This is a genomic window from Photobacterium jeanii (assembly GCF_001650345.1).
Taxonomy (GTDB): Bacteria; Pseudomonadota; Gammaproteobacteria; order Enterobacterales; family Vibrionaceae; genus Photobacterium; species Photobacterium jeanii.
Genome location: NZ_LVHF01000012.1, coordinates 265,124 through 290,108 on the forward strand (window position 1 = coordinate 265,124; position 24,985 = coordinate 290,108).

Annotated in this window: 21 protein-coding genes; 16 read left to right on the forward strand and 5 right to left on the reverse strand. The window is 43.5% G+C overall.

What is annotated here, in order from left to right:
• The first annotated feature begins 2 nt into the window (after positions 1-2).
• From A3K86_RS02590 to A3K86_RS02650, 13 genes are all read left to right on the forward strand, one after another.
• On the forward strand, positions 3-953 hold the full coding sequence (locus tag A3K86_RS02590; RefSeq protein ID WP_068327257.1) for a hypothetical protein: 951 nt from the start codon (positions 3-5) through the stop codon (positions 951-953).
• A gap of 141 nt (positions 954-1,094) precedes the next feature.
• The gene (locus tag A3K86_RS02595) at positions 1,095-2,270 is read left to right on the forward strand and encodes a hypothetical protein (protein WP_146145583.1); all 1,176 of its coding nucleotides are present in this window, start codon (positions 1,095-1,097) and stop codon (positions 2,268-2,270) included.
• A gap of 63 nt (positions 2,271-2,333) precedes the next feature.
• The gene (locus A3K86_RS02600; protein ID WP_068327263.1) at positions 2,334-3,482 is read left to right on the forward strand and encodes a D-alanine--D-alanine ligase family protein; all 1,149 of its coding nucleotides are present in this window, start codon (positions 2,334-2,336) and stop codon (positions 3,480-3,482) included.
• 8 nt (positions 3,483-3,490) lie between these two features.
• On the forward strand, positions 3,491-5,710 hold the full coding sequence (locus A3K86_RS02605) for an MFS transporter (protein ID WP_068327267.1): 2,220 nt from the start codon (positions 3,491-3,493) through the stop codon (positions 5,708-5,710).
• On the forward strand, positions 5,707-6,921 hold the full coding sequence (locus A3K86_RS02610; protein ID WP_232321894.1) for an ABC transporter substrate-binding protein: 1,215 nt from the start codon (positions 5,707-5,709) through the stop codon (positions 6,919-6,921). The genes A3K86_RS02605 and A3K86_RS02610 overlap by 4 nt, the downstream gene beginning before the upstream one ends.
• Positions 6,918-7,649, forward strand: coding sequence for a substrate-binding periplasmic protein (locus A3K86_RS02615; RefSeq protein ID WP_084406473.1), 732 nt, complete (start codon positions 6,918-6,920; stop codon positions 7,647-7,649). Before A3K86_RS02610 ends, A3K86_RS02615 begins: the two co-directional genes overlap by 4 nt.
• Before the next feature lies 1 nt (position 7,650).
• Positions 7,651-8,697 carry a type VI secretion system-associated FHA domain protein gene (locus A3K86_RS02620; protein WP_068327270.1) on the forward strand — a complete coding sequence of 349 codons (1,047 nt, stop codon included), beginning with the start codon at positions 7,651-7,653 and terminating at the stop codon, positions 8,695-8,697.
• The gene (gene tssJ, locus A3K86_RS02625; protein ID WP_068327272.1) at positions 8,698-9,174 is read left to right on the forward strand and encodes a type VI secretion system lipoprotein TssJ; all 477 of its coding nucleotides are present in this window, start codon (positions 8,698-8,700) and stop codon (positions 9,172-9,174) included. It abuts the gene before it with no gap.
• Positions 9,174-10,496 (forward strand): type VI secretion system baseplate subunit TssK, encoded by a 1,323-nt coding sequence (tssK, locus tag A3K86_RS02630; RefSeq protein WP_068327275.1) that lies wholly within the window; start codon positions 9,174-9,176, stop codon positions 10,494-10,496. The genes tssJ and tssK overlap by 1 nt, the downstream gene beginning before the upstream one ends.
• A gap of 10 nt (positions 10,497-10,506) precedes the next feature.
• Positions 10,507-11,649, forward strand: a complete 1,143-nt coding sequence (icmH, locus tag A3K86_RS02635) for a type IVB secretion system protein IcmH/DotU (RefSeq protein ID WP_068327278.1) — start codon at positions 10,507-10,509, stop codon at positions 11,647-11,649.
• 8 nt (positions 11,650-11,657) lie between these two features.
• Entirely contained in the window at positions 11,658-15,128 is a 3,471-nt protein-coding gene (gene tssM, locus A3K86_RS02640; RefSeq protein ID WP_068327280.1) for a type VI secretion system membrane subunit TssM, read from the forward strand.
• A 235-nt stretch (positions 15,129-15,363) separates the two neighbouring features.
• Positions 15,364-15,921, forward strand: coding sequence for a protein kinase domain-containing protein (locus A3K86_RS02645; RefSeq protein WP_162844297.1), 558 nt, complete (start codon positions 15,364-15,366; stop codon positions 15,919-15,921).
• Positions 15,922-15,997: 76 nt separating this feature from the next.
• Positions 15,998-17,638, forward strand: coding sequence for a GMC family oxidoreductase (locus A3K86_RS02650; RefSeq protein ID WP_068327286.1), 1,641 nt, complete (start codon positions 15,998-16,000; stop codon positions 17,636-17,638).
• A gap of 371 nt (positions 17,639-18,009) precedes the next feature.
• Here the strand turns inward: A3K86_RS02650 and A3K86_RS02655 are convergent, their stop codons facing one another.
• The 4 genes from A3K86_RS02655 to A3K86_RS02670 all read right to left on the reverse strand — a co-directional run bounded on the left by A3K86_RS02655 (position 18,010) and on the right by A3K86_RS02670 (position 22,332).
• Positions 18,010-19,782 (reverse strand): PI-PLC domain-containing protein, encoded by a 1,773-nt coding sequence (locus tag A3K86_RS02655; protein WP_068327289.1) that lies wholly within the window; start codon positions 19,780-19,782, stop codon positions 18,010-18,012.
• A 511-nt stretch (positions 19,783-20,293) separates the two neighbouring features.
• Positions 20,294-20,881, reverse strand: a complete 588-nt coding sequence (locus A3K86_RS02660; protein WP_068327291.1) for a hypothetical protein — start codon at positions 20,879-20,881, stop codon at positions 20,294-20,296.
• A gap of 275 nt (positions 20,882-21,156) precedes the next feature.
• The gene (locus tag A3K86_RS02665) at positions 21,157-21,789 is read right to left on the reverse strand and encodes a TetR/AcrR family transcriptional regulator (protein ID WP_068327294.1); all 633 of its coding nucleotides are present in this window, start codon (positions 21,787-21,789) and stop codon (positions 21,157-21,159) included.
• A 27-nt stretch (positions 21,790-21,816) separates the two neighbouring features.
• On the reverse strand, positions 21,817-22,332 hold the full coding sequence (locus A3K86_RS02670; RefSeq protein ID WP_068327297.1) for a DUF2505 domain-containing protein: 516 nt from the start codon (positions 22,330-22,332) through the stop codon (positions 21,817-21,819).
• 489 nt (positions 22,333-22,821) lie between these two features.
• Between A3K86_RS02670 and A3K86_RS02675 the strand changes: the two genes are divergently transcribed.
• Positions 22,822-23,298, forward strand: coding sequence for a hypothetical protein (locus A3K86_RS02675; protein ID WP_068327301.1), 477 nt, complete (start codon positions 22,822-22,824; stop codon positions 23,296-23,298).
• Between the two features lie 76 nt (positions 23,299-23,374).
• Here A3K86_RS02675 and A3K86_RS02680 read toward each other — a convergent pair whose 3' ends face one another.
• Complete coding sequence (locus tag A3K86_RS02680) at positions 23,375-23,734, reverse strand: HMA2 domain-containing protein (protein ID WP_232321895.1); 360 nt, start codon at positions 23,732-23,734, stop codon at positions 23,375-23,377.
• Between the two features lie 152 nt (positions 23,735-23,886).
• Here A3K86_RS02680 and A3K86_RS02685 point away from each other — a divergent pair, with 152 nt between their 5' ends.
• Entirely contained in the window at positions 23,887-24,204 is a 318-nt protein-coding gene (locus A3K86_RS02685) for an HMA2 domain-containing protein (RefSeq protein WP_198160398.1), read from the forward strand.
• Between the two features lie 12 nt (positions 24,205-24,216).
• Complete coding sequence (locus tag A3K86_RS22915) at positions 24,217-24,984, forward strand: hypothetical protein (RefSeq protein WP_084406475.1); 768 nt, start codon at positions 24,217-24,219, stop codon at positions 24,982-24,984.
• The last annotated feature ends 1 nt before the right edge of the window (position 24,985 follow it).

Here is a 24,985-nt window from a genome sequence, read left to right on the forward strand (position 1 = left end):
TCATGCCTGATTTAGATATTGGTAAGCAGTTAAAAGCGGGTAAGGCAGATCCACTGATTGATCTTGCACTAGGTAGCGATAAGTTCACTGAGCTTAATGGACTGATCGATAAGCATGTCGTCAATAGAGTTGAGCAAACAGAGATTGTTCAAGAAGCGAAGCAAAAGTTTTCAACTAGCTTCAGCCGTGTGGCAGCTCAGAAACTTCAAGCGTTTGCATCACCTAAGATGTCAGATTCAGATAGCTTTATCAGTCACGAGCGTTATAAGCGTGGTACTTATGGCGGGGGCGATTACCTAGATAATTCAGCCCATGCGTATGAGTCAGCAACCAGCGGTAAGTTTTACAAAGCACGCCGTAAAATTGTTGATTTAGTGCGTGTCCAAAAGAAAAGCCCGATCAAGTTTATTAAATTGCCATTCACTTTGATCCCTGGCGGTGAGATTGCCGTGAAATATACCTTTAAAGGTATTGAGGCGGTAGCCAAGTCGATGGGGAGCGCACGAAAAGCACGTAAGCGTCAGCAATACGATGCCAAAAACCTAGATAGTTTGAGCGAAAGTTTAGGTGAAAAAGAAGCACTTCGTAAAATTGCAAAATGGCACGCAAAAGATATTTCAGACCTAGGCAATAAGCTGCAACGTAACCTAGCAAAACTGAAACAAGCCGCCGTGCTGTTAGATACCCGTCAAGCGGTATTAGAACGCTTAATCGAAAATACCTTCACGGTTGATGGTCTTCATCATGATGAATTTCAAGAAAGCATGAAGCTTAAAAAAGCACGAAACGACGTGGCAATGAGTTACCACGAAGTGAAGCACTACATCGATAAGATCCAGCAGATGTGTTTCGTGATGCAAGCGACTTCAGTTGATGTGACAGCACACATCACTTGTTTTGATGCTTACCTTGATGAGACCAAAGAGCTGGTTGATTGGTCGTTTAATCACTAAAGAATAAACCATCAAAATTGTATCACTTGAGTTGAAACACCTAGGAAATATAACAAAGGGACTTATTCAGTAGAGGGTATTACCGAATAAGTCCCGGGTGAGCTTAAGCCTGTTATCAACGAATAAATTGTGAGTTGAATTATGTTTGGTCGAAAGAAAAGTTACGACTTAGAAGAAGCAAGAACTGGGACTAGAAATAGAGACGAAATCTTGGCTGATGCGGGTATTGCTGGTGTGGGTACGCCGGGCACTTATACGCCAAAAGCTGCGAAAAGTGGCGCTAAACTTAATGCGCGCCAGAGAAAACTTCCAAAACAGCAAGGGCTGACAAAGAAGAAAGCACTTGATGAAGCCAAGATTTACGGTGAAGTCGTTAACGATATGCGTGGCGACATTCTTGGTTACGTGGGTGATATGGCATCTGCGGGCAAAGATATTGTCGGCGCCTTTAAAGGCGAGGGTTTATATACCACAGGTAGTGGTATTGAGTTTGGTAGTGCGGGTGACATTATCGGTGCAGTGAAACTGGGCCACGATATTTTGTCTGAAATTTATGAGTGGAGCGGTAAACGCAAAGCAAAAGAATTAGAAGTGAACCCGCTACTTTCACCATTAGATGCGACGTCTTATCCGAACACCAAAACAGCGGCTTATTTTGCAAAACGTTGTGCTAAGAAAATTGGTGGTGAAGCGGTGTCATTCAGTGGTGGTGTCTTATCCGGCGTGACTCATATTAATGCCTTAGGGGCTGCTCGTCACGGTCGTTCAGATGCCAAAACCATTGCTCACTTAGTACGTTTAAATGAGTCACTAAGCCAGTTTAAAGCAAAAGGTTTAACCCTTGAGTACGAACTGTGTAAGACCATTATCGACTGTAAAAAGTTAAAACTTGAATCTCAATCAGCAGCATTAGCTACTGACTGTATTCCAGGTAACGTGATTAGCGGTGCTGCAACTGCGACAGCAAGCTTTATTCACGGTCAGACTTTGGCATACCGTTTAGAAAAGTTAGGTCCTGCTATCGATAAAGCGGCAAAAGTACTTCACTACCGCGCTTTCCATGAAATGAATATTGATTATGGTTTGGCGGCAACGTTTGGTGAAGAAGAGTTGCCAAATGAATATGACGAAGATACGCCAGCATTGAACATGGTTCGCGAACTATTTGCTCAAATTGCAAAAATCGAAAAAGAGCGCGTTATCGTCAATATCAAAGGACATAAATTAAAAGTCGGCGGCGAACATTACCGTGCTGACAAATTAATGCGTGAGCCTGCGGGTTGGTTAACCATTGTCGATAAGCTGACCCTTATTTGATGTTTAAGAGTGGCTAATAAGTTAATTAGCCACTGAGCTTTATTTTGAGATATTGAGTTTTACATGAGTGTATTTAGCCGTAGTCAGCAAGCGTGGATCCGTGAGTCATTAAAAATTGCTGTCGTACATGGTGGTGAGAAATCGCAGCCTGAGAATTTTATTTATGAAAACTTGAGCCCACGCTCAACCAAAACGTATCAACCTGTTGCTTGCGATATTGCCGATGCGTTGACCGAGTCGGGTTTCAAGCATGTTGCTGTTCTACCTGAAAACATTGATTTACCACAACGACTAAAAGCACTGAATATTGATCTTGTGATCACCAATAGTGGTGGTCTGCAAGGCTTCGATTCTATGTGTCATCTACCATCAATGTTGGAGATGCTGGGTGTGCCTTATGTGGGGCATTCACCAATGACAGCGGGCATCTTGGATAACAAACACTTGTTCAAGCATGAAATTAATGCCGCTGGTATTCCAACGGCTCCTTTCATTACCGTTGCCTTGGGTGAAGATATTGCGTCGCCAGCTAATCAGCAAAAACTCGATGCGATGCAAGCTGAGTTTGGATCTTCATTTGTCGTTAAACCGGTTTCGGGTCGTGCTTCTGTACATGTATATCCAGTCTTTGAACGTGAGTCACTGAAGCAAAAAATTGAGCAGGTTCAGGCTGCAACTAATAACACAGTTATGGTTGAACCTTTCTTATCGGGTCGTGAATTTGTTGTCGCAGTCGCTGGGCCGGTTGTGTTCAAAAATGATGGCTTAAGCAAGCTTGAAGAGCCGCTCGCGTTCTCAATCACAGAGCGTGTTTTGCTTGAAGATGAGCCTATCTTCACGTCGATGGATGTTAAACCTATCACCGATGATCGTTTGTTGAAGGTTGAGGATCCTCAACTGCGTCAGCAATTGGCAGACTTGGGCATTAAGATTTTTAAACAGCTTGGCTTACATACGTTGGTGCGTGTGGATTTGCGTATGGATAACCAAGGTAAGCTATATGTACTGGAAACCAATCCCAAGCCAGATCTAAAACGCCCTGAAGGTAATAAGCTCAGTATCGTTTGTCATGATATTCAAAGCGAAGGCATGAGCTACCACGACCTTATCCAATCTCTGGTATTCAACCGTTTGGTATACCTGAATAAAACTCGTCCTGGGGCGCTGTCCCATTGTCTAACAGATGAGTTCGCAAGCTTAGCGAGTGCTTAGGTGTATTAGTGGAAAACGTTAAATATAACCTTCGTCTTGCATTTGGCACAGGAATAGTGACGTTGTCACTATTCCTGGTGTTGATCGTGGGCTATGCACAAGCATTGAAAAGCTACCGCCAGCTATCAACTGATGCAGTGATGGCGCAGACAGAAGCAACACGTTTAGGGATTGAGCAAGTTCTGAAGTCGGGTGTGCCGCTATCGGAGATTGCAGGCTTAAACCTAGTGTTACAGCCTATTGTGAAGTCTGATGCTTCGGTTATTGGCCTAACTTTATTATCTGGCTCAGAGGTCATTTACCGTGCTGGTGAGGAGGGTGATAAAGATAGTGTCATTGCGATTGCGTTGAATAACAAATTCTCGCAAATAGGGACTCTCAATGTTTTCTTGAGTCAGGACAAGCTAGAGCAACAAGTCACTAGCTCGTTCAAACCAATGATGTGGGTGATTTTCATCTTATTATTCATCTTCATTGGTAGTGTGCTGCGTAGCCGTGAGCGGGCGGTGTATTTAACCAGCTTTTCCGTCGTGTTCTTTGCAATGACGGTTTGCGTCATGATGTTGGTCGGCAGCTTATACCGCGATGGTCTGCAAAGTAAGGCTATTTCGCTAGCTGATATCGTGAGTTATCGCCTATCACCTGTACTAGAGTACGATATTGGTCGCGATATGATCACGGGCGTTGATAGCATGCTGGATCACTTCCGTCGCGCTAATCCTGAGCTTGCCAGTATTGCGGTTTATAAGAGTCGTCATTTGGTCGCGAACAGTATTGACGCGAACTCGATGGGTCACATGATTGTCGATACCGGTGGTTTGGAATATGCCTTCCCAACCGCGGGTGGTGGTGAAGTACGTTTGTCTTATCAAGCGGAAATGGTGATAGGCCAATTGGCACAAGTATTGAAGAACTTTGCCATTTTGTTCTTTGCTTGTGGTTTGGTGTGTTTTGCTTTCATTCGCCTTTTGAGCGGTGAGATGGGTAAATGCACGAAAGATCAGGTGCTTGAGCGATTAAAGCCTTTATTTTTAGGTGCGGTTTTAATGGAGTCATTAATGGCGCCAATTTTGCCGCAGTTTTTATCTTCTGTCGCAGACGCTAATGGGCTCGGTGCTACAGCTTCCTCACTCTTTTTTGCTCTGTACTTTTTGGGATTTGCATTAACTTTGCTACCTGCGGCGCGTCTGATTGAAGCGTTTGATATTCGCCAAGTGCTGTTTTTCGGTATTGTACTGTCAACAGTGGGCTGCGGCTTATTGGGTTTTAGCGAACCGACTCAAATGTTCAATGTGATTTTGGCTCGTTTTATTTCAGGGGCAGGGCAAGCGCTGATCTTTATTTCGGTGCAAGGCTATATTTTGCGCTTTAGTGATAAAAGTAATAAAACCCAAGCTGCTGGCATTATCGTGTTCTGTTTTAATGCTGGATTCATTTCAGGTGCCGCCATTGGTGCCTTACTTGCTAGTTACTTTGGTGATCATGGCATCTTCACTATCTCTGCTGTTATTGGTGGTGCGATGTGCTTGTTTAGCTTGATCTTACCGTCAATGAAGGGCAATGGCGGTAGCGATGGTACGTTGCTAAGCAACATGAAAGCCATGGCTTCAGATTCTCTACGCCTTATTAAAGTGCCCGCCTTTATTCGCACCATGGTATTGGTGGGTATTCCAACGAAAGCGGCATTAACGGGGATCGTCTCATTTGCTGTGCCTCTGTTGTTAGCGGAGAAAGGTATTAGCAAAGAAAGCATAGGCCAGGTGTTAATGACTTATGCGGCGATTGTACTCCTTGTAAGTTACAAAGTTGGTCCTTGGGTTGATAAACAGGGTAGCAGCAAAACTGCGTTAACTCTGGGTAGCTTTTTAGCGGGTGGCGCGCTAGTTGTGATGGCGATTGCCTTTAGCATGAATCAAAGCTGGCTGATTGTATTGTTGACTATGGTTGCGATGCTGTTGATGGGGGCATCACATGGTTTGATTAATGCCCCTGTTGTTACTCATGTGGTGAACAGCACAGCTCAGCAGCAAGAGTCTGACTCTTCAGTCGCGGCGACTTACCGCTTCCTTGAGCGTCTTGGCCATGTTTCTGGTGCCATTATTGTTGGTCAGTTATTGCAGTGGTTCCCAGTGGAACAAGCATTGATGGCCGTGGCGGTGTTCTTTGTGATTGCCGCGGTGAGTTTTATGGTTTTTGACCGTCAACATGCGTTGGAGGCGAAATCATGAGCCAAGTCATTCACTTTAATTTGATGTGTCGTGTATTTCATAAGGTCAACTTCCGTAAGGTGATGGTGGGATTGGCGTTGATGTTGTTCACGATTTGCACTCAAGCTCAAACTGAATCGTCAAAACAAACGCAATGGCCACAGTGGTTGGGGAAGGAGTTACAACCAACGGCGAACAGTCACTGGAAAGCCGAAGTTGCTAATGAAAGTGTACTTTATGCTCCTGCCAAGGCGTTGCCTAAGGTATTAGTTATCGTCTCGCGTAAAGCGACATCATACGATATAGCACTAAAAACCCTACTCAGTGAGTTTAGTCGTGCATTGCCGCAGGCTCAGTGGGTCGTAAAGAAGTTGCCAGCGACACCGAATGAAATCTCGTCCATGTTGCAGCGCTTTGAAGGCGATGTGAGCCTAGTTTATACCCTAGGTTCAAGAGCGACAGTTGAAGTGCGCAAGGTGTACAAGGGCGGTAAGCTTCCGGTTATATCTGTTAACGCCAAAGATCCTGTTCAACTGGGGTTGATCGATCAATACAGTGGCTCAGGCGATAACTTTGCATTTACTTCGCTAAATTTGCCTGCAGAAGTGGTTTTGAACTTCATTCAGCGTTTTAAACCAACCTTGAAAAGCATTGGTATTTTGTATGCCAACACCAACCGCAGTGCGTATCTCACTCAGTTCTTGCCGCTACAAAAAGTAGCGCAACAAGCAGGGATCAAAATTGTACCAATTGCCGTTGATGAGAACGAAGCAGAGTTAAAGCTTGATGTTGCGATGCCGCGCGCCATTAAAACGCTTAAACAAGGCGATCCGCAGCTAGCGCATTCAGTGTTGTGGTTGACGGGAAGTTCTAGTTTGTTGTCGCGCGTTGATGAAATTAATCAGCATTCACAGCAACTTGCTCTTATTTCAGCGGTACCCGATGTGGTGAATGAAACTGAGCACAGTGCGTTAATGTCGTTTGGTGTCAGTTTTGTTAATAACGCGCACCAAGCCGCTATTTATGGTTTGAAAGTGATCAAAGGTGAAATTGAAGTTGGTCAATTACCTGTTGGTGTTATTTCACCGCCTGATATCGCAATCAGTTTCCAACAAGCCAAACGTATCCGGCAGCAGGTGCCGTTTGTGCTGATGGAAATGGCCAGTGATGTTTACGGTGTGAATGGCACTGTTATTCGCCTTAATGGCAAACCCGTGAAGGAGCAGAAATGAAGTTGTACGCATCTTTTCGAGTGCCAAAAGCGGCGTTGATTGCAGCATTCTTTGGCAGTTTATTTTCGGCGGGTTCTGTAAATGCAGAAGCTCGCCCTGAGCGTTTATTACTGGCGACTCAAGAATGGCGTCCTTATCAATACCAAGAACGCGGTGAGATGAAAGGGCCGGGTATTCGCCAGTTAAAGTGCGCAATGAAAGCACTTAAGCAGCCTTATCAAATTACGATGACGGATTGGGATCGCGCCCAAATCTTGATTGAAGTAGGTGAGCAGCATGGTTTTTTCTTAGCCTCGAAAAACGGTATCCGTGATAAATACGCGGATTATTCGAATCCTGTCATGCAGCAAACGTGGAGTTGGTTCAGCTTATCAGATTCACTCGATACACATGATCCTATGTTCAAGAAAGAAGTTGTGGTTACGGCATTGTTTGGGTCAAACAAATGGTTTTGGCTGCAAAAACGAGGTTATCGCGTTGAAAAGAAACCGCGCAAAGCAACGGCAATGCTGGAGTTGTTGTTGTCTGGTGAAGTTGGCGCTGTGTTGGCGAATGATTTCGTAATGGAAGTGGCGATCAAAAAGCTTGGCGTTAGCCACCGTGCCATTACTACCACGAAGGTTAATGACAAACCATTAGGCGTGTACTTCTCAAAGAAATTCACTAAGCAATATCCACGATTTATTAATGAGTTCAACCAAGCTGTTCAGCAGTGTAAGGAGGGTTAGCATGCCGTTATCACTAAGAATTATCAGTTCGCCAGATGGTGAGCCAGTAACTGCATGGGCACATAATTTTCCTGATGAGGGTGGAACTATCGGTCGTGCATTCGGTTCAACCATGCAGTTGTCAGATGCATCGCGTGAAATTTCAGGCACGCATGCATTAATCAGTCGTAGCAACCGTGGTTATCAAATCATGGATGTTAGCACTAATGGCTTGTTCATTAATAGTGGTCACGAACCGCTTGGCCGTAATAACCAATCAACCTTGAGTGACGGTGATGTACTGAATCTGGGTAAGTACCGCTTAATGGTGTCATGTTTTGTACCTGAACAAGCATCAGCCAAAACCACGCAGGCGGTGGCTGAACCTATCTTAAATGGTTGGGAAGATGATCCTTTTGGTTCGGATTTACCTTCGGTTACCACTCACCTTGAGCGCGATGAGTCGGAGTTTGTTCATGACGAGCAAGACCGTGAGCAATCAGCATCGACTTTATCTTTCAATGCCATGTTACAAGATAACGTGATTGAAGATCCGTTCTTAGCCAAAGAGCCAGAGGTGGTGATTGATCAACAACCGCAAACTGCCAATGTGTTTCAAGATGATGGGTTTGACGATGACCCATTTGCCGAAGAGACCACAAGTCAATTGGTGTCGTTTTCACACCAAGTACCTAGCCAGTTGTCGGCAGCACCAACAATGAATGACGCGCAGCAAAGCCATCATACAGCAAGTCACCATTCAGCAGGGGCGTCGACACAAGTGCTCGACCCGCAGCAGTTATTGGCATTTCAAGCCAAACAGCAAGAACTGATGATGCAAGCGGCTGAAATGGCTTTGGAACGTTTGCTTCAGGATGTGTCGCCTGCGTCTTTAGAGGGCTTATTTGATGATCTTGCACCTAAGAGTTTCTGGGGACGAAAAGCAGATTATTGGGAGATGTATCAGCGCTACTATGCGCGTCAGCAAGATAACAACGAATGGTTGATGAAGTTTAAAGCGTACTTCGCAGAAAGCTTACGTATTAAGCAAACATTCGGGGATAAGTAGATGAAAAAATTCTTATTGATGACCGCAGCGGTAACCATGTTGAGTGGATGCAGCAGTTGGATGTTTTGGAAAGACAATAGCCCTGCGGTAGTCGTCGCTCATATTGAAGCGGCGAATAATATTAATCCTAATATTGATGGTTTGGCTTCACCATTGGAAGTACGAATTTACCAATTAGCAGACAGTGAAGCTTTTAAGCAAGCCAACTTTTTGGATCTTTACAATGACGATCAAGGCGCGCTAAAAGCGGATCTTTTGTCAAAGCGTCAGTTAGCTAGTGTGTTACCAAGCGGTAAGCAAAGTGTCGAAATTCCGCAAATTAACGAAGTGAAATACATCGGTGTTATTGCAGCTTTTGCTAATTACCGAGAAGCCAAAAATAAGGCCATCGTGGCCGTAGAGCCAGATACAAAAATTGAAGTAAACGTAATGATTGACGGTATTAACGTGAGTGTTACGGGTCAAGAGGACAAATAATGGATAAGAATAAAGTCGTTTGGTCTGAAGGGATGTTTTTAAGTCCTCAGCACTTTCAACAGCAAGAGCGTTATTTAGAAGGATTTACGAAAGATTATTGTGGCTTGATGCACCCTTCGCGCTATGGTCTGGCTGAGTTTAACTTAGATCACTCCATGACCAGCATTGGCAAGGTAGGGATCAAAAATGCCAAAGGTATTTTTCCTGATGGTACCCCGTTTGATATTCGCAACGGTTTAGCCTTGGACATTCCTGCCGGTACCATTGATAAGCTGGTGTACTTGGCGATGCCAATCTACCGCTCTGGTGTCGTTAATGTTGGTGAAAAAAGTGACCGTAACCGTCGTTATCATCGCGTGGATCACAATGTATTTGATACAAGTCGTGGTAATAGCGAGGCGCTTCAACTTGAACTCGCTGAGCTCAATATCGTATTGAAACTGGAGGGGGAAGATCTTCAAGATTACACCCTTATTCCTATTGCTCATGTCTCTGAGCACAAATCAGATGGTGAGATTGAGCTTAATCAAGCCTTCATTCCGACATCTTTGTATTTCACTGTATCAAATTACTTGAAAGAGGGAGTGAGTGAACTTTACGCCCAGATGCAATATCGCGCCCGTACGATTTCTCAACGATTACAGGTGGAGTCTGCCAGTAAAAGTCATCAAGCGCTTATGCGTGATTACTTATGGTTGCAATCGCTAGGGCGTTGGTTACCTATGGTTAAGTACTGGCTCGATGTAGGTACTACTGCACCACAAGAGGTCTATCATCAGTGCTTGCAAATTGTGGGTGAAATGCAGGGGTTAAACGGCGAAATGCCGCAAGAATACGAAGGTTGGAACAATCACAAACTTTATAGTTTGTTCTCAACGTTGTTCGTGGATATGCGCGTGTTACTTCGCGAAGTTCAGCTTGATAACGTAACAACACTGACTTGGGATTCGAACCTTTTCTTGAAACGTCGTTTGTTGCGTACTTTGGTGCAAGATCGTGCGCTATACAATTCAGGCCGCTTTATTTTGGTGGTGTCTTCACCGTTGGGCTCAGTACAGTTGAGCGAGCAATTCCCGCTTGCGGTGAAATTGGCTGGTAATAGTGCCATTGCCGACTTAGTCCGTAACTCGTTATCTGGCGTACCGCTTCGTACCTTACCGATTGCACCTTCGGAGCTTAAATTACGTACCGATGCTGCTTATTTCGAGCTAGATACGCAATCAGATATTTGGCATGACTTGGTACAGAAAGATGAACCAATTGCGTTGCATGTCGACAGCCGTATTGGCGATGTCGAAATTGAATTTTATGTAATTCGTTAATGGTATCGCTATGACATCGTTATTTAATGAACAAGAAACTATTTCGATCCGTCGTACCGAGTTCAAGCCAAAGCCGACGCAGCATGAAAATGTACAGGCTCTGGATTTGTCTGGTACCGAAAAAGTTATCGATAACCTAACAATTTACGGCAACCCTTTACTTAATGCATGCAGTGAATTACTGGGTTTGCTCGTGAGCTTGCCACGTATGTCTTCGCCGCTGGATGTGGATGCTTTTCGTCAGCAGTTGCTTGATGCGATTTCTGATTTTAAGCGCCGTGGCTTGTTTCTTGATTACCACCCAAGTGTGATTGAGAAGGGCTGTTTTGTCTTATGTGCAGCCTTTGACGAAATGATCCAGCATACCTCTTGGGGTGTTCAAATTCGTTGGGAAAACCATTCGCTGCTGAGCAAGGTTTTTAACCAACGCGATGGTGGTGAAGTCTTTTTCCAACTGTTAGATCAAGCTCGTCGTCAGCCTTCAAAATTGGTTGATTTCCTTGAACTGCAATACGTACTCATGATGCTGGGTTTTCTTGGCAAATATCGTCATGCAGAGCGTCGGAAAATTAATGAATTAAAATCTGAGCTGTATGTAACGATTCGCCATTTTCGTGAAGAGGCACCTATGCGTGTACCTAGCACGCCGGAACTGCCTGTGCAAAAAACACCATGGCAGTTTTTGAGTGCGCCCAAGTTGATGGTGTTAGCGTCGCTGGCAATTATTGGCTCGTACGTTTTTTCTGAGTTTTGGTATGACAGTCGCAGCCAATCAACCATTACCGCATTTACCTCTTTAGAAATGCATGGCTTTTCAAGTTCGAATCATGATGAAGATTTGGTGTACGTCAGTACCGCCGAAGATATTGGCTTGGTTGAACCTGAAGTAACGGAAGACGTTGATCCTGTTGTTGAGGCTAAACCTGAGCAATGGGAAGTACTATTGGCAACCTTTACGACTCAATCGAATGCCAAGCGTTTAGCAAAAGATCTGCAAGGCACAGGATATAGCGTGCAAATTCGAGAACTTGAAAATGGCATTGAGCTGGTTGTGCCTAAACAAGTGAACTTAACGAAAGCGAAGCAATTAAAGAATGAGATGAACGTTCGCTTTGGCCTGAATGCAACCATTCGACGCAGTAAACAGAGTTAGTAACAACAATGAAAAAATTGACATTAAATAAGCCATGGTTGGCAGTAACTCTTGCCTTAATAATTGGCTCCATTTTGGTTGCCGTGTGGATGCCCGTCGATAATGAAGAGGCTTTTCCATGGCGATTGACACTACTTTGGAGTGGTGTGGTTGCGAGTATGATGACGGCGTTTGCTGCTTATTGGTATCGCGAACAATCAAAAGAAGCGAAGCAAGAACACGAAGTTGAAGTTTTGTTTAAGCAAGATGTGAAAACCATCAACCAGATGTTTGCTCAAGGCATAAAACAACTTAAAGGTCAGCGAGTAAATAAACTGCAAAACATGTACGAACTGCCTTGGTATGTGTTAATTGGCGGAGAAAAAGACGCCAAAAGTAGTCTGCTTCAACAAAACCAATTAGAACCAGTTTTACATCGTCACTTAGATGAAAGTGACACTGAACAATATCTGCGTTTTTGGAGCAACGATAACTTAGTGGTGGTTGAAGTTGGCCACCGTTTGTTTGATGACTCAGGTATTGATGATCGCCTTTGGCGTGTATTCGCTCAGCAATTACTGAAATACCGCCCTCGTCAAGCAGCGAACGGTGTTATCACGGCAATTGGTTGTGATCGTTTATTACAAGGCGATAAAAAAGCACGTTTGGCATTAAGCTCAAACCTGCAAGAGTCAATTTTGGCGCTTGGTGAACATACAGGTTTATCTTTGCCTGTTTATACCGTCTTCACAAAATCGGATGCCATTGCTGATTTTGTTGACTATTTCGCTAGCTATTCAGGTTGTGACGTCGAAAACCCATTTGGGGTAACGTTGCCAATGAATGAAAACAACCGTTTTGATTCACGTGATTTGCGCAATGAGTGCGATGCTATTTTGTCGAACTTAGCAAAGCAGCAGTTTCAGTTACTTCGTGAGGCGCGCGAAGAAGAGTCGAAATCGATTATTGCCTTGCCATATCAGTTACGCGTATTCTTTGAACGTGCTAATGAGTTCCTGACATATATTGGTCGTGAAAACCGGGTGCGTCAGTCAGTATGGTTACGCGGAATGTATCTTTTGACAACTGGGCAAAAAGAGCTGAGTTATGATCTACTGTCACAATTAGTTGCTGATAAAGCAGCGTTTAATGCTCAAGGTATTAAACACCAACCACTGGGTCGGAAAAGTCTGTTTGCTAATCGTATTTTTAGCCATGTGGTGTTACCTGAATCAGGGATCGTTGGCGTTAATCTGAATCGTCATTACAGCTACTTAGCGCTTCGTACTTTGATGGTAGCCAGTGTGGTTGCTGGTGTGACTTTGTTTGGTCTTCAGCTTCGTGATAACTGGAGTCAAGATGAGATGTTCCGTGAGAAAGCCATTACGCAATTGAGTTTGTATCGTAATGATATCGATCGCCTACGAGAGGGCTTTACCGGACTTGAAGAGCTGACGCCTGTTTTGAATGAGTTGCGCGTCGTGGCGCAGGAAGGTCGTGAGCCAATTCCTTGGCATAACAAGGTGAGCTTTAATCAATCGCAAACCGCGAAAGATATTTACCAAAGTTACCAGCAACAGCTGCAAGTATTCTTATTACCGCAATTAGAAGAGGTACTAAGTAGTGAGTTGTATGTTTACGTGAACTTAGGTAATCCAAGTAAAGTCTTTGAACTGCTACGCTATTACCAAATGTTGTTTGATAAGCAACGTTTGGATCAAACGGAGATGATCAATTACTTGGTTGATACTTTAAACGACCAAGGGGATATTTCGGCAGATAATATCAATAACCTGAGTAAGTTGATGGTGGACTTGTTTGAAAGTGACTACCAGCACGTATTAGAGCCGAACGCAGAATTGGTTTCTGTTGCGGTGCAAAACTTAGAGGGTTTATCACCTGAACGTTTGATTTACGCTCGCGTGAAATCAATGCCGGAATACCGCAATCGCGTTGATATTCGTCGTCAATTGGGCGATAAATTTGATGCTCTATTCCAATTTAAATCAGGTTTCCATGGCTACTTATTGCCTGAACTCTTCACTCGTCAAGGGCATAGTAAAATAGACCTATCTGTTAAATCTGCGCTGTTGAAAAAGCAGTATGATGAGTTCAAGAGCATTCAAGGTGATATGTCTGGTGCTTCAGTTGCAGAGCTGACTGAGCTGAGTAAGAAGATCCAACGTCTTTACTACTCTGATTATGTATATCAGTGGAAAGAGTTGGTTAATCATATTGAAGTTAAAGACTTTACTAGTATTTACGACTTAGCTAATGCGTTAAAAATTTCGCGTGAACCAGCGAATAGCCCATTAGTTGATGTGCTTGATGCTGTGGTGGTGAATACATCTCTTGCTGTCAAAAATGATGCTGATACCAAAGGAAACGCCAAAGCGGCAAATCAACTAGGCTTGAAGAAAGTCGGTAAGCAGTTAAGAAAACTCGATAAGATCAACCGTGTAGCGGGTGATGATTTGGTTCGTTTGCAACCAGCATTTGTTGTCAATGAAGCCTTTAGTCGTTATGCCTCTTTCATGGAAATTAAAGGTAAGAGTAAAAGCGCACCAATCGACGAGTTGATGTTGGAGCTGGATAACCTTAATACCTACTTTGATTCTGCGATGACGAGCAGCGAGCCTCAGCGCGCTTTGTATGCCAAAGCAAAAGCTCATGCCGCAGGCAGCCAAGATGCATTGGTTAACTTCCGTCGTCAATCAAGTAAAGCTCCAGGCCAAGTGGCAGATTGGGTGAAAAAACTTGATAAGCAAGCTTGGAAAAAGGTGATCGAAGGTGGCATTGGTTACTTGGATCAGCAATGGCAAGAACAAGTGTTCTATTTCTATCGACAGGCAATTGAAGGGCGTTTCCCATTTGCATTAGAAGGTAGAGGTGAAGTCGCTATCGATGATTTTGCCAATATGTTTAAACCTCAAGGCCGTTTAGATAAATTCATTACTACTGAACTGCAGCCATTTACATATTGGGATAACAATGTGTTGAAGTTGGCTGAAGTGGATGGTTTGAAATTACCAATTAAACCGGAAACGTTAAGACGTTTTAAACAAGCGAAGAAGATCAGTGAGCTATTCTTTGGTCCAAGTGGTCAGCAATTAGCACTTAAACTTAAGTTGAAGGCAAGCTCAATGAGTACTTCGGCAACGCAGTTTAATCTTCGAGAAAATGAAAATGTCTTTTCGTACCGCCACGGTCCGCGATTATGGAAGAGTGTGGTATGGCCATCAATTGGCACGGATGATTACCTATCAGCGAACTTCTACAAAGGTGATAACCGTATTGCAACGAAGTCATACACTGGGCAGTGGGCGTTATTCCGAATGCTCTTTGATGGCAGCGCAAGTGCAACAGGTGATCGTCGAGTACGTAAGTTGCATTACGGCTTAGAAGATCAAAGCATTGTCTTCGAATACACCTTAGAAGGTAGTAATAGTGTGTTAGATAAACGGGTATTAAATAGCTTCTATTTACCTGCTTCACTCTAACTCTCGTTCCCAATCTAGTGGGATTAACACGGGATTAGCGATCAATAATCAATTGAGATGCTAATTCCGTGTTCTTGTTTACAACGAATACGCTAAGAAATCACGAATGTCGACAAGGTTAAATAGAACAGAACAATACCTGAAAGTATTACCTTCAAATCTCAATAAACGATTTAAGTTATTAGCTTCACTTTCATCAAAGCTATGGTTGGTGAAAGATAAGCAAGGTTCAGATATGTCTCCTGTACTTATTAAGCAAGGTGATAAAGATAGCCTTGCGCGTGAATGGCATAGCTTACAATCTTGTGAGTCTCATTACTTCCGTCAAGCTAAAGCCTGGCTGGTGGATGATAATGTACTCGTGCTTGACTATGTTGAAGGTGAAAGCCTGCTGAGCTTAGACAGTGAGCAAGCGGCGCTGTTCTTATATTTGTTACCACAAATCGTACGTGCAATAAGCGTGTTGCATCAACAAGGCTGGATTCATGGTGATATTAAGCCTTCAAATGTGTTGTTTGATAAAAGATATCTAAAAATCACATTAATTGATTTTGGCGCAGCTCTGCCTATCAATACCATGATTAGTTCTCAATCGAGTATTCAGCTTACCCCTGGTTTCAGTCCTGAATCACGTAGTTATCAAAACCATAAAGTGACCGAAAAAGATGATTGGTACGCATTGTGGCAGTGGGTTTTACAATTAAAAAAGCAGAGTGAGCAAGGTGTGCTGACACAGCGAGAATCTAAGCAGTTAGCACGCTGGTTAATGTGGTTAGAGATGAAGGGTTGCTGAAAGTCTTGGTGTGAGTCACTTAGTGATTAGAGTATTAAAAGAATAAATATAAGAACAATGATTTTGGGAGTACTGTTTGTTTAAGTTTGATTTTGACTGTGTTGTTATTGGTTCAGGGTTTGGTGGTGCAGTTGCAGCATTACGTTCGGTAGAAGAGGGGAAGAAAACATTAATTCTTGAGCAGGGAAAGCGATTTAATGATGATGAATTTGCTTTATCGAACTGGGATCTCAAACGGTTTATGTGGGCTCCTTTGTTCAATTTTCTTGGTCCTTGTCGGTTATCTTTCACCAAGAAGTTCATGTCTATTTCAGGTGTTGGTGTTGGTGGTGGATCGCTCATTTATGCTAATACCCATCGAACCCCTGATAAGACCGTATTAGAGGCAGCACCATGGCAATTATCTCATCAAAATTGGTTTGAAGAGCTAGCGCCTTTTTACCAGAAAGCTTCGCAAATGTTAGGTGTAGTTCCGAATCCAAGGTTAACCCCCGCAGATAATTATTTGCATCAAGTATCGGAAGCTATAGGTTGTGAATCAACTTTCACTCCAGTTGATTGTGGCGTTGTTTTTCCTGAGCATAACGGGGTTGAAGATGTCTTTAATTCAAAGGACGTGGATGACCCGTATTTTAATGGCGAGGGGCCTAAACGCAGTAGTTGTAATTACTGTGGCAACTGCATGGTAGGTTGTCGCTATAATGCTAAGAATACATTAGAGAAAAACTACCTGTTCTTCGCGGAAAAGAAAGGTGCACAAATTCGACCTTTGAGCAAGGTGGTAGCCATTACACCATTAAACAATCTTGGGGAGGCTCATAGTAATGGCGATGGTGCGCAAGGGTACCAAGTAAAGGTTGAAGAAAGGCAGGGTTGGCTGAAAAAGCGCACTTACTATGTGACGGTAAAATCAATCATCCTTTCTGGGGGGACAGTAGGAAGTGTACCACTGTTGATCAAAATGCGTGAATCAGGGTTAATGCCAAACATTTCATCGCGCATTGGCCACCAAGTGATGACTAATAGTGAAACACTTGTAACGGTAACAAACTTTGCCAATAGGGAAGAGGATCACTCGAAAGGTGTGGCAATTGGCAGTGAAATACAAGTAAATGCCGAAACCCGCGTGCAGGTGGTACGCTACGGAAAAGGAAGTAATGCAGCGTGGTTAATGGCGCCAAATGTACCTTTAACAGACAAAGTTGATGGTCGTAAAAGATGGCAGACTTTCATGACTTACAGCTTTCGCCACCCTCTAAAATTGCTGCGGTTACTAAATCCTGCCAATCGTTCAAATAAGAGCATTTGGCTGTTGGTGATGCAATCAAAGCTCGCTTATTTCCGCATTGAATCTGCGCGACCTTGGTATTTCTTGTTCTTAAAGAAGCATTGGACACTGAGTTTAAACTCGTCTGATAGTAATCATGATGGTTATTTCCCCGTTGCCCAAGAGGTTGCTAAGTATTTTTCGGTCGCGATGAAAGGTGAGCCTGCTAATTTATTGCCCGAAGTTTTGTTTGATATGCCTGTAACTGCTCATTCGATGGGAGGTGCTGTGATGGGGAGTTCATCTCATAATGGTGTAGTTGACCATGCTGGAAACTTATTTGGATATGAAAATTTCAAAGTTTTGGATGCCAGTATTATACCGGGTAATTTAGGAGTAAATCCTTCTTTGACTATCTTGGCAATGGCAGAAAGAGCTATGAGCAGATAAGAATCAATGTTTAGCTTTAAGGGCTAGACCTTATCGCCAGAACCATAACAAGCGGCAGGCCTCGAGTACTGGCTTATACACAATCTGACATCTATGGTGGTGAAGCGTGACCTAGTCGTACAGACTGTCCCTTATGCCACCAAAATCGCTTTTGGACACTTTCGAGTTAGAGAATGCTCGGATAAATCATCGTTATGTCTTAGTTATAACCAATAGTGCGGTGGTAAACGGAAGCCGAGTCTCAAGGATGAGCACTTTGAGCCGAAGCTTTTTAACCTCGAGTTTTGCCCAAAAGCCTAGCTCCCCCACCTGAAACACAAAAAAACCGATAGGCCTTCACCTATCGGTTTATTCATCACACACTAAAAAGCCTATGCTGGCAGCGTCTCCTGACGCTCATGGAGTAACCTATCTACCTTACGGGTAACCGCTAAAGAAAGGGCGACTGCCTGAGTCTGCGCCTCATAGCAGATATCCGTCTGCAACGTATTCGGATAATACGTACCATTAATCACGCCATGGACAAGCCACTCGGAAAGCGTCGGGCTCAAAGCCGCATTCGCCTTTTGGGCGTAACTTAAAATCGTCGGAGTCCCCAAAGTCGCGCCAGAAATACAGTTGTTTGTATCCAACGTCAATTGCCAAGAGATGTTCATCATAAAAGGCTTGTTATCATGGGAATGAGAAGTCAACTTCTTCTCTTGATTGACCACCATGTTCTCAAGCACATTGGTGTTTGAATAACCTCCCTCCCCAGGTAACTGATCGCTCGCCCAAATCCCTGCCTTCGAATCAATGCCCTCAAAACCATTCGGCATCAGCGCAATAACATTCCCTTTACTGAGTAGCTCATTGACCGTCAAACTTGATAGGTTCGTCGCATCCCCTGTGATAAGGTGCGCACCAAGAACATCACGAACCATCGAGATAAACAACCTCGATTGTTCTGCAGACAAACCGTTATCTTTACGATCATCACGCTTCGCCCAATCAATAAAGTGACTGAACTTCAAAATCACCAGTTCACCTTGATTGTTCTCAATAAACGCCGCCACCTGCTCTAAGGCCTCTGATAACGCAACTCCAGCAGCACCTTGAAAGCCAACCTTAAATGTTGCTGCTAAATCGCTACTCTCGCTAATGTCTGTGTAATGAGCCGTATAAAAATCACCATTCCACAGTGCTGGGCGCAAATCGAGCTTACGGGCCCCTTGCATCAGTTGCATTTGGATATCAAAGATCTGAGTTTTTGTCACTGCTTGAGTACCATACCGAGTGTGGTACGTGCGCTTGTACGTCCCTGAATCATGAGAGGCTGGCAGACAAATTTCACTGAGCGGCTTATTGCCAAGAAGCGCCGCATTACTGCTCATCCAAGACGAGGTTTGGGCGCAGTCAAATGGCTCAATCACCCACACTTCATCTTTACCGGGTTTACCGGCGTGAAGCTGACTCGCTTTACGGGTCATGTACTCTTCATTTTGGACATTTTTTACATAAAATGTATTGCCTTCTTCAGAGTCCACCTCAATTAAACGCCACTTTTGCTCATCCGACGTCACGCGGTCAGTCATCGTAAGAATCGAGCTTTGGAAAAACTCGTAATTGTCTTGGTTTTGAATCGCTACCGTACCGTCATCGTACTGAATAAACTTCGTCAAACAGTTGGGCACAACTGGCTTATCCTTCAACTGCGAGGCGTGATTGCATCGATACTCATTATTACTTTGGTTCTTCAAGAAGCCGTAGAAAGACGCCTTAAAGTCCGGTTTTGCCTCACCACGTGATTCAATCACCCAATGCTCACTCGCCCCCGGCGTGCCCTTATGCAACTGACCTGCATGACTCGTCATGTACTCGCCATTTTCGACATTTTGAATCGTAAACGTTCCTTCAGCCTCAGTAGCGGGCACAATCGTCCAAAGCTGACCATCCCCCTTAACACTGCTGGCCAATGAACGAATATGATTTTGGTAGAATTCCCCATTATCCACATTCTTAATCGCATAGGTTTCATTGCCATACGGCAACAGCTCAAACAGGCATTGTGGGGGGGCATAATCAGACGCCAGCTTAGTGGCATGGTTGCAACGATATTTCTTATTATCGGCGTTTTGCAAAGAGCATAATTTTGGAAGGCTCATAGGAAGTCCTTTTAGTTTACTAGCCAAAGCACACAGTGGTGCACGTTCCTATTGAGAGTAGTAATTAATACAAAAACAGGTGCATATAAAAAGAAAACTATAAGGGTCGTCACACAATATTATGTTTTCCCCCTTTAGGCCGATAACACGCAAAAAGGAGGGACCATCGCTTCTCCTTTTAAAAACCAACACATTACAACTCAGACGTCGCCATGCGAGTCAATAATGGCAGTGTCAACTACGAGTACTTCAATGGCGATAACCCAATCTCACACTGCCGCAACAAACACTTCCATAGCCTACTGTAAAGGAGCCTGTAGTGGACTAACAAATGTCACCAAATAGTTAGAGTTTTAGCGTAAGAAAAGGCAATCCAAATTGCGATGTTCAATATCGGCTTCATTTCTGAACTAGCTCATTTAGGGGCAAAAGTGAGTTAGACTAATCTAGATAATTGTTAGTTTGATTTGAGGCGTTTTTATTTGAAATGGTTTGTAGTGGTACTACGAGTTTACGCGAATGCCTCTAAATGCTTTATCACTTTTTCTTCAGCTTGTTCTTCAAGTTTCAAAATCATGTAGCCTTCAGGATCAAAATGCACGATATCGTGAATGCTAATGATATTGGCGAGCGAATTGAGTAAAGCCCAGCTAGATGGTGATGCTTTAAATTGGAAGTGAGTTAAACGCTCGCCAGTGTAGCTTAACGCACCGTTATGGTTTTGATTGCAAATAAGGGCATGGCTGTCGTTGGCGACATATATAACATCAGCACTAAGTTGTGAAACCATCAAAGGGAATGCTTCTGGGTGGCAATAGGCATTAACAACTTCAACTTCGCTTGCATTACGGGTTTGTAATTCAACGTCATTGCCACGAATTTGAATATCACCATAAAAGCCATGCTGATATAACTCCGCGATAAACTTTTCTAGTGCCACCGGATTCTTGAAGGAGATATACCACCAATGCGCACCATGTGAAGGCAAAAATTCGCGCTCACGGCTGCGAGATGCCATAAAGGTAGCAGCATGTGCTGATAAGCCGGGTATGTAGCTGATCGAAGTGATCGTCTTATCTATATGTTTAGTTGCAGGCATATTTAATTCCTTTTATAGCTGCAAAATTGAGAGGTCGTTGGTGCAACCTCATACCATATGTAGCTTATTTTGTTTATGGCTACCACAAAAAAACAGCATCAATATTATTATGTGAGTGAGGGATCACACGATAGCGTAATAAAACAAGGTTCGCTTTAACAACTTGTTTTATTTGATTTTATTGATGGCAAGATATAAAAACCGTAGCAATATAAGCTACGGTTTTGGATCTTCAGATAAGTGGACTTGTCATAATTTTGCTAAATACCGAAAAGTTACGGCACGAGCTCATTAACAAGATCTTGATGGGTATAGAAAGGGGACTGCGCTTCTTCTGATAAATAAGGTTCAACCATAGATATTAGGCGCAAAACACCTGCTCGAATTAGGTCATCTTCGCTAGGTTTATCATCTAACAAGGTTTGATAATTTAACCAGTTAAGACTGACTAACAACAGGTTATCAGCAATCAGCGGTAAGTTCTTTTCTTCGGTATCAAGCATACCAAGAGCGGCTAGGTGGCCAAGCATCTCGCTACTTAATGTACGTAATTTTAAGATCAGCGTTCTTATTTTACGTTTAATTTGTGGGCTTTGGCTGTTGAGGTTATCCAAATTTCTAAAGAGAAAACGGTAATGGGTAAACAGCGCCATTATGGTGTGCAAGAATGGCCAATAGTCATCAAAAACATTCACTTGCTCTTTGTATTCTTGATTAATACGCGTCAGTGAATTTTGAAGTTCTTCGACCAAAGTGGCGATGATCTCGTCTTTACCTCGAAAATGGTAGTAAAGGTTACCAGGGCTAATGCCCATTTCAGTCGCAATGATTAAGGTGCTAACGTGCGCAACACCTTTGCGGTTGAAAAGGTCGAGACTAACAGCAAGAATCCGATCACGGGTTTTCATGGTTATTCCTTGTCTTGACGGTTTACATTATTCAGCGAGCTCTGGCACGGCTTGTTGCAGAAATTCGTACTCGTTCTGCATCTGTAGTTTGATATCGTCGGTGATGAAGTTAACCAGCGTGCTACCAATCAGAGGCATGCTACTTTTCACATTAACTTTGACACGGTTGCTGGTCATTACCTTCCCATCACCTTGCTTGGCAGGCTCTGTAAAACGCATCGTTCCCGTGATTTGAGCGGGTACACCGACAATCTCAATTGCCATCTTGCAAAGTAGGCTTTCATCTTCTTGCCAATGCCAAGTTTCATTTTGTTTGATGGTGTTGAAGCTACCGAGAATGCTTTTTAATACACCGGGAACATTAGCTGGCACATCACGTTCGGTTTTTACTGCGAATCCATCGTCAGTTTCATCAATGGCAAGCACTTTAACGTTTTTAGCTGCAAGTTGTTGATATTTGTCAGTGATTAACTCTTCTTCACTAAAAAAACGAAGTAGGTTATCCAATTCGATTTGGTAATCATGAACGACAGAAATATCCATTTTTCTTCCTTTGTTAACTGGTCTGACAACTATGAGTCAGTGTGCAGCGAGTAGCATTAGAAAACAAAGTGAAAGTCTGAAAAATTAGCCCTTGATCAATATTCCCTTAGAGTATTTGCACTTTTGCAGAAATAGCTCACAGTTTGTTGAGAATTGTCAAAGTTGTTGATTGCGAGATTGGAAAATAAGGGAATAAGGAAAGGTGATTAAATGTGATATTGGTATCATATATGTTTGGGATTAAATCATATAATCCACACGAGCAGTGTTGTTTTTGATGAAGGAGTCGTCAAACAACCGCCACCCATACTTTCTTTATGATGTGGTGTCATAGTCCGGAGAAAGTAATAAGCCACCCGCTAGGCACGGGTGGCTTTTTCTTTGCCTCAAAAACATCAATTGCAACTGAGATTGATTTGTATTTATCTTTTCTTGCGGGATGGAATTTGCTAATTTAGGCGGGTGTTATTGATTGAGTAGTCAAAGCCTGTGAACGCCAAAAAAGCTTTAAAGAACTTAAAGAAACAAGTGGTCAAAAAGCCGACCAAAGCCGCCCGCCAGTTGATGAACATCGGCTTGGCAAAAGCGCAGCAAGTTGGAAACGATCCGCAGTTAGCGCAAGAAATGAAAGGGGTGTCACAGCAAGTGGTACACGATGTCGTTTCTGAATTAGCCGTGCCGTTAACACCGGTACTTTCTTGGTTTCAAGAGGGAAGTAGCTTTAGCTCATCGTTTGATTCTTATGCCTCTAGTGGCGAATCACAAGGAATAGGGCAGATTAAATCGGTTCGTCCGGTTGCTAATCAGAATTTGGCTGGTGGATCTTCGGGGCAAGGTGCGATGGGGCAGCAGGGAGCGGCGTTGGCTCGTTTACCTTTGAAAAGTCCGCCTTGTAAACGATGCCCAGCTATGTCGAATGGGTTGTGCAAGTGTGCGATGAAGAAATTTAACTTATCAGCGGCTTAATGTTTTCAGTAACTTATTTGTTACTGTATGTATCACAAAATAATTAGCTTTGACGTTTAGAAAGGGGTTCGAGTGATTAAATACTCATAATCACTCGGCTAACCGAAGGACCAACCAAACGTTTAAGGGCGATAACTGCCATGCCTTTCATGAAGGTTTTAGTGCCTTTGATTACTGCATTTTCAATAAACGCTGATTTTTCAATGCCTTTAGTCCAGCCGTGGCTAGAGAGGGTTTCAAGTAAGGTTTCACAATCGAGTTCATTGTTATCAAAGCAAATTGCCACCGAGCCTGCAAAGCGCTTGTGTTTGATTTGGGTGATAGCATCGATTTCTTCTAACTGTTCAATGAGTTCGGCAACGGCTTCAGGGTTCTGTTGAATATAGTCGGAGCGAATACGTAAACGTTGTTGCGTTTTGTGAATATAGGTGTTCATAGCACTACCAATGCACTTGCAAGTTGTGATGATAATCATTTCTATTTGCAACCATATCACTGAGTTTGATTAAGCGCAAAAGAAAAGCGATAAACTTAGTGATTTTCCATAAATGGAAAGTAATTATTCGCTCAATAGATATAATTGGAAATATGAAAAAACAGGTACTTACAGCACTAAAGCTGAGAAAGTTGGTGACGATTGCGCACCACATTCCGGGACGCATTCGCGTTAAGTATAAGCTGGGTGTGTTGGCACACCTGGCATCGTTCAATCAAGCGAGTGTCGAACAAGCACTTCAGGGTATTCCTGCTTTAAAGCAATACAAAATCAATAATGCCACTAGCAGCATTTTGATCGAGTATGACCCAAGTGTTGTTCAGCCTCATTTGATTGAAGGTTTATTCTCTGAGTCGGAGCAAGAAGCAGAGCAAGCCTGCTATGCCATTGCTGCCTGTTTAGAGTTATAAGTGGAGTAATTGATGACTAAGAAAGAGACTGAAGGTCAAGAGTATTCACCTTACGGCCAATTCGGCGAAGCTCCAACCCCAGAACAGCAAGCTCAAGCTATGCATTACTACGGCTACCCGCCGCACATGATGCACCCGCACCAAATGGGTCATATGCCGCCACCCGCACATATGCATCCGCATTATCAGGGTCACCCGCACATGCATCCTGGTGCGATGCCGCCACCTTCAATGGGTTATATGCATCCGCATATGCACCCACACATGGCGCATCATATGGCTCACCCAGAGTATGCTCACATGCATCCGGGAATGCACCCAGGTATGGCACCTCAAGAAGAAATGCAATCTGAACCTAACCCTTTGTTTGAGCAGGCGCAAGCTATGCTAGAAGGCGCTCTAGGTGAAGAAGCAGGTATGTTTAAAGAATTATTAGGGACTGTAGGTATGAACGATAAAGAATTTTGGAAAGGCGCAATGGTTGGCGCTGCTGCGGCATTAGTACTAAGCAACGAAAATGTACGTAAAGGTCTAATGAACGTGATTTCTGGTGCTGGCAACATGTTAAAAACCGGTGGCGAGCAAGTAAAAGATACTGCAACGCAAACCGCTGCTGCAGTTCAGCAAAATGTTTCTGCGGGTAACGAAATCTTCCGTGATACCTACGCAGCTGGTAAAGAAGGTTTCCAACAATCTGTTGAGCGCCATAAACAAGAAAAAATGTCAGAAGAAGTAGAGCAACCACAACAATTTGATGGCGATGCGCCACAAGAGAAATAAC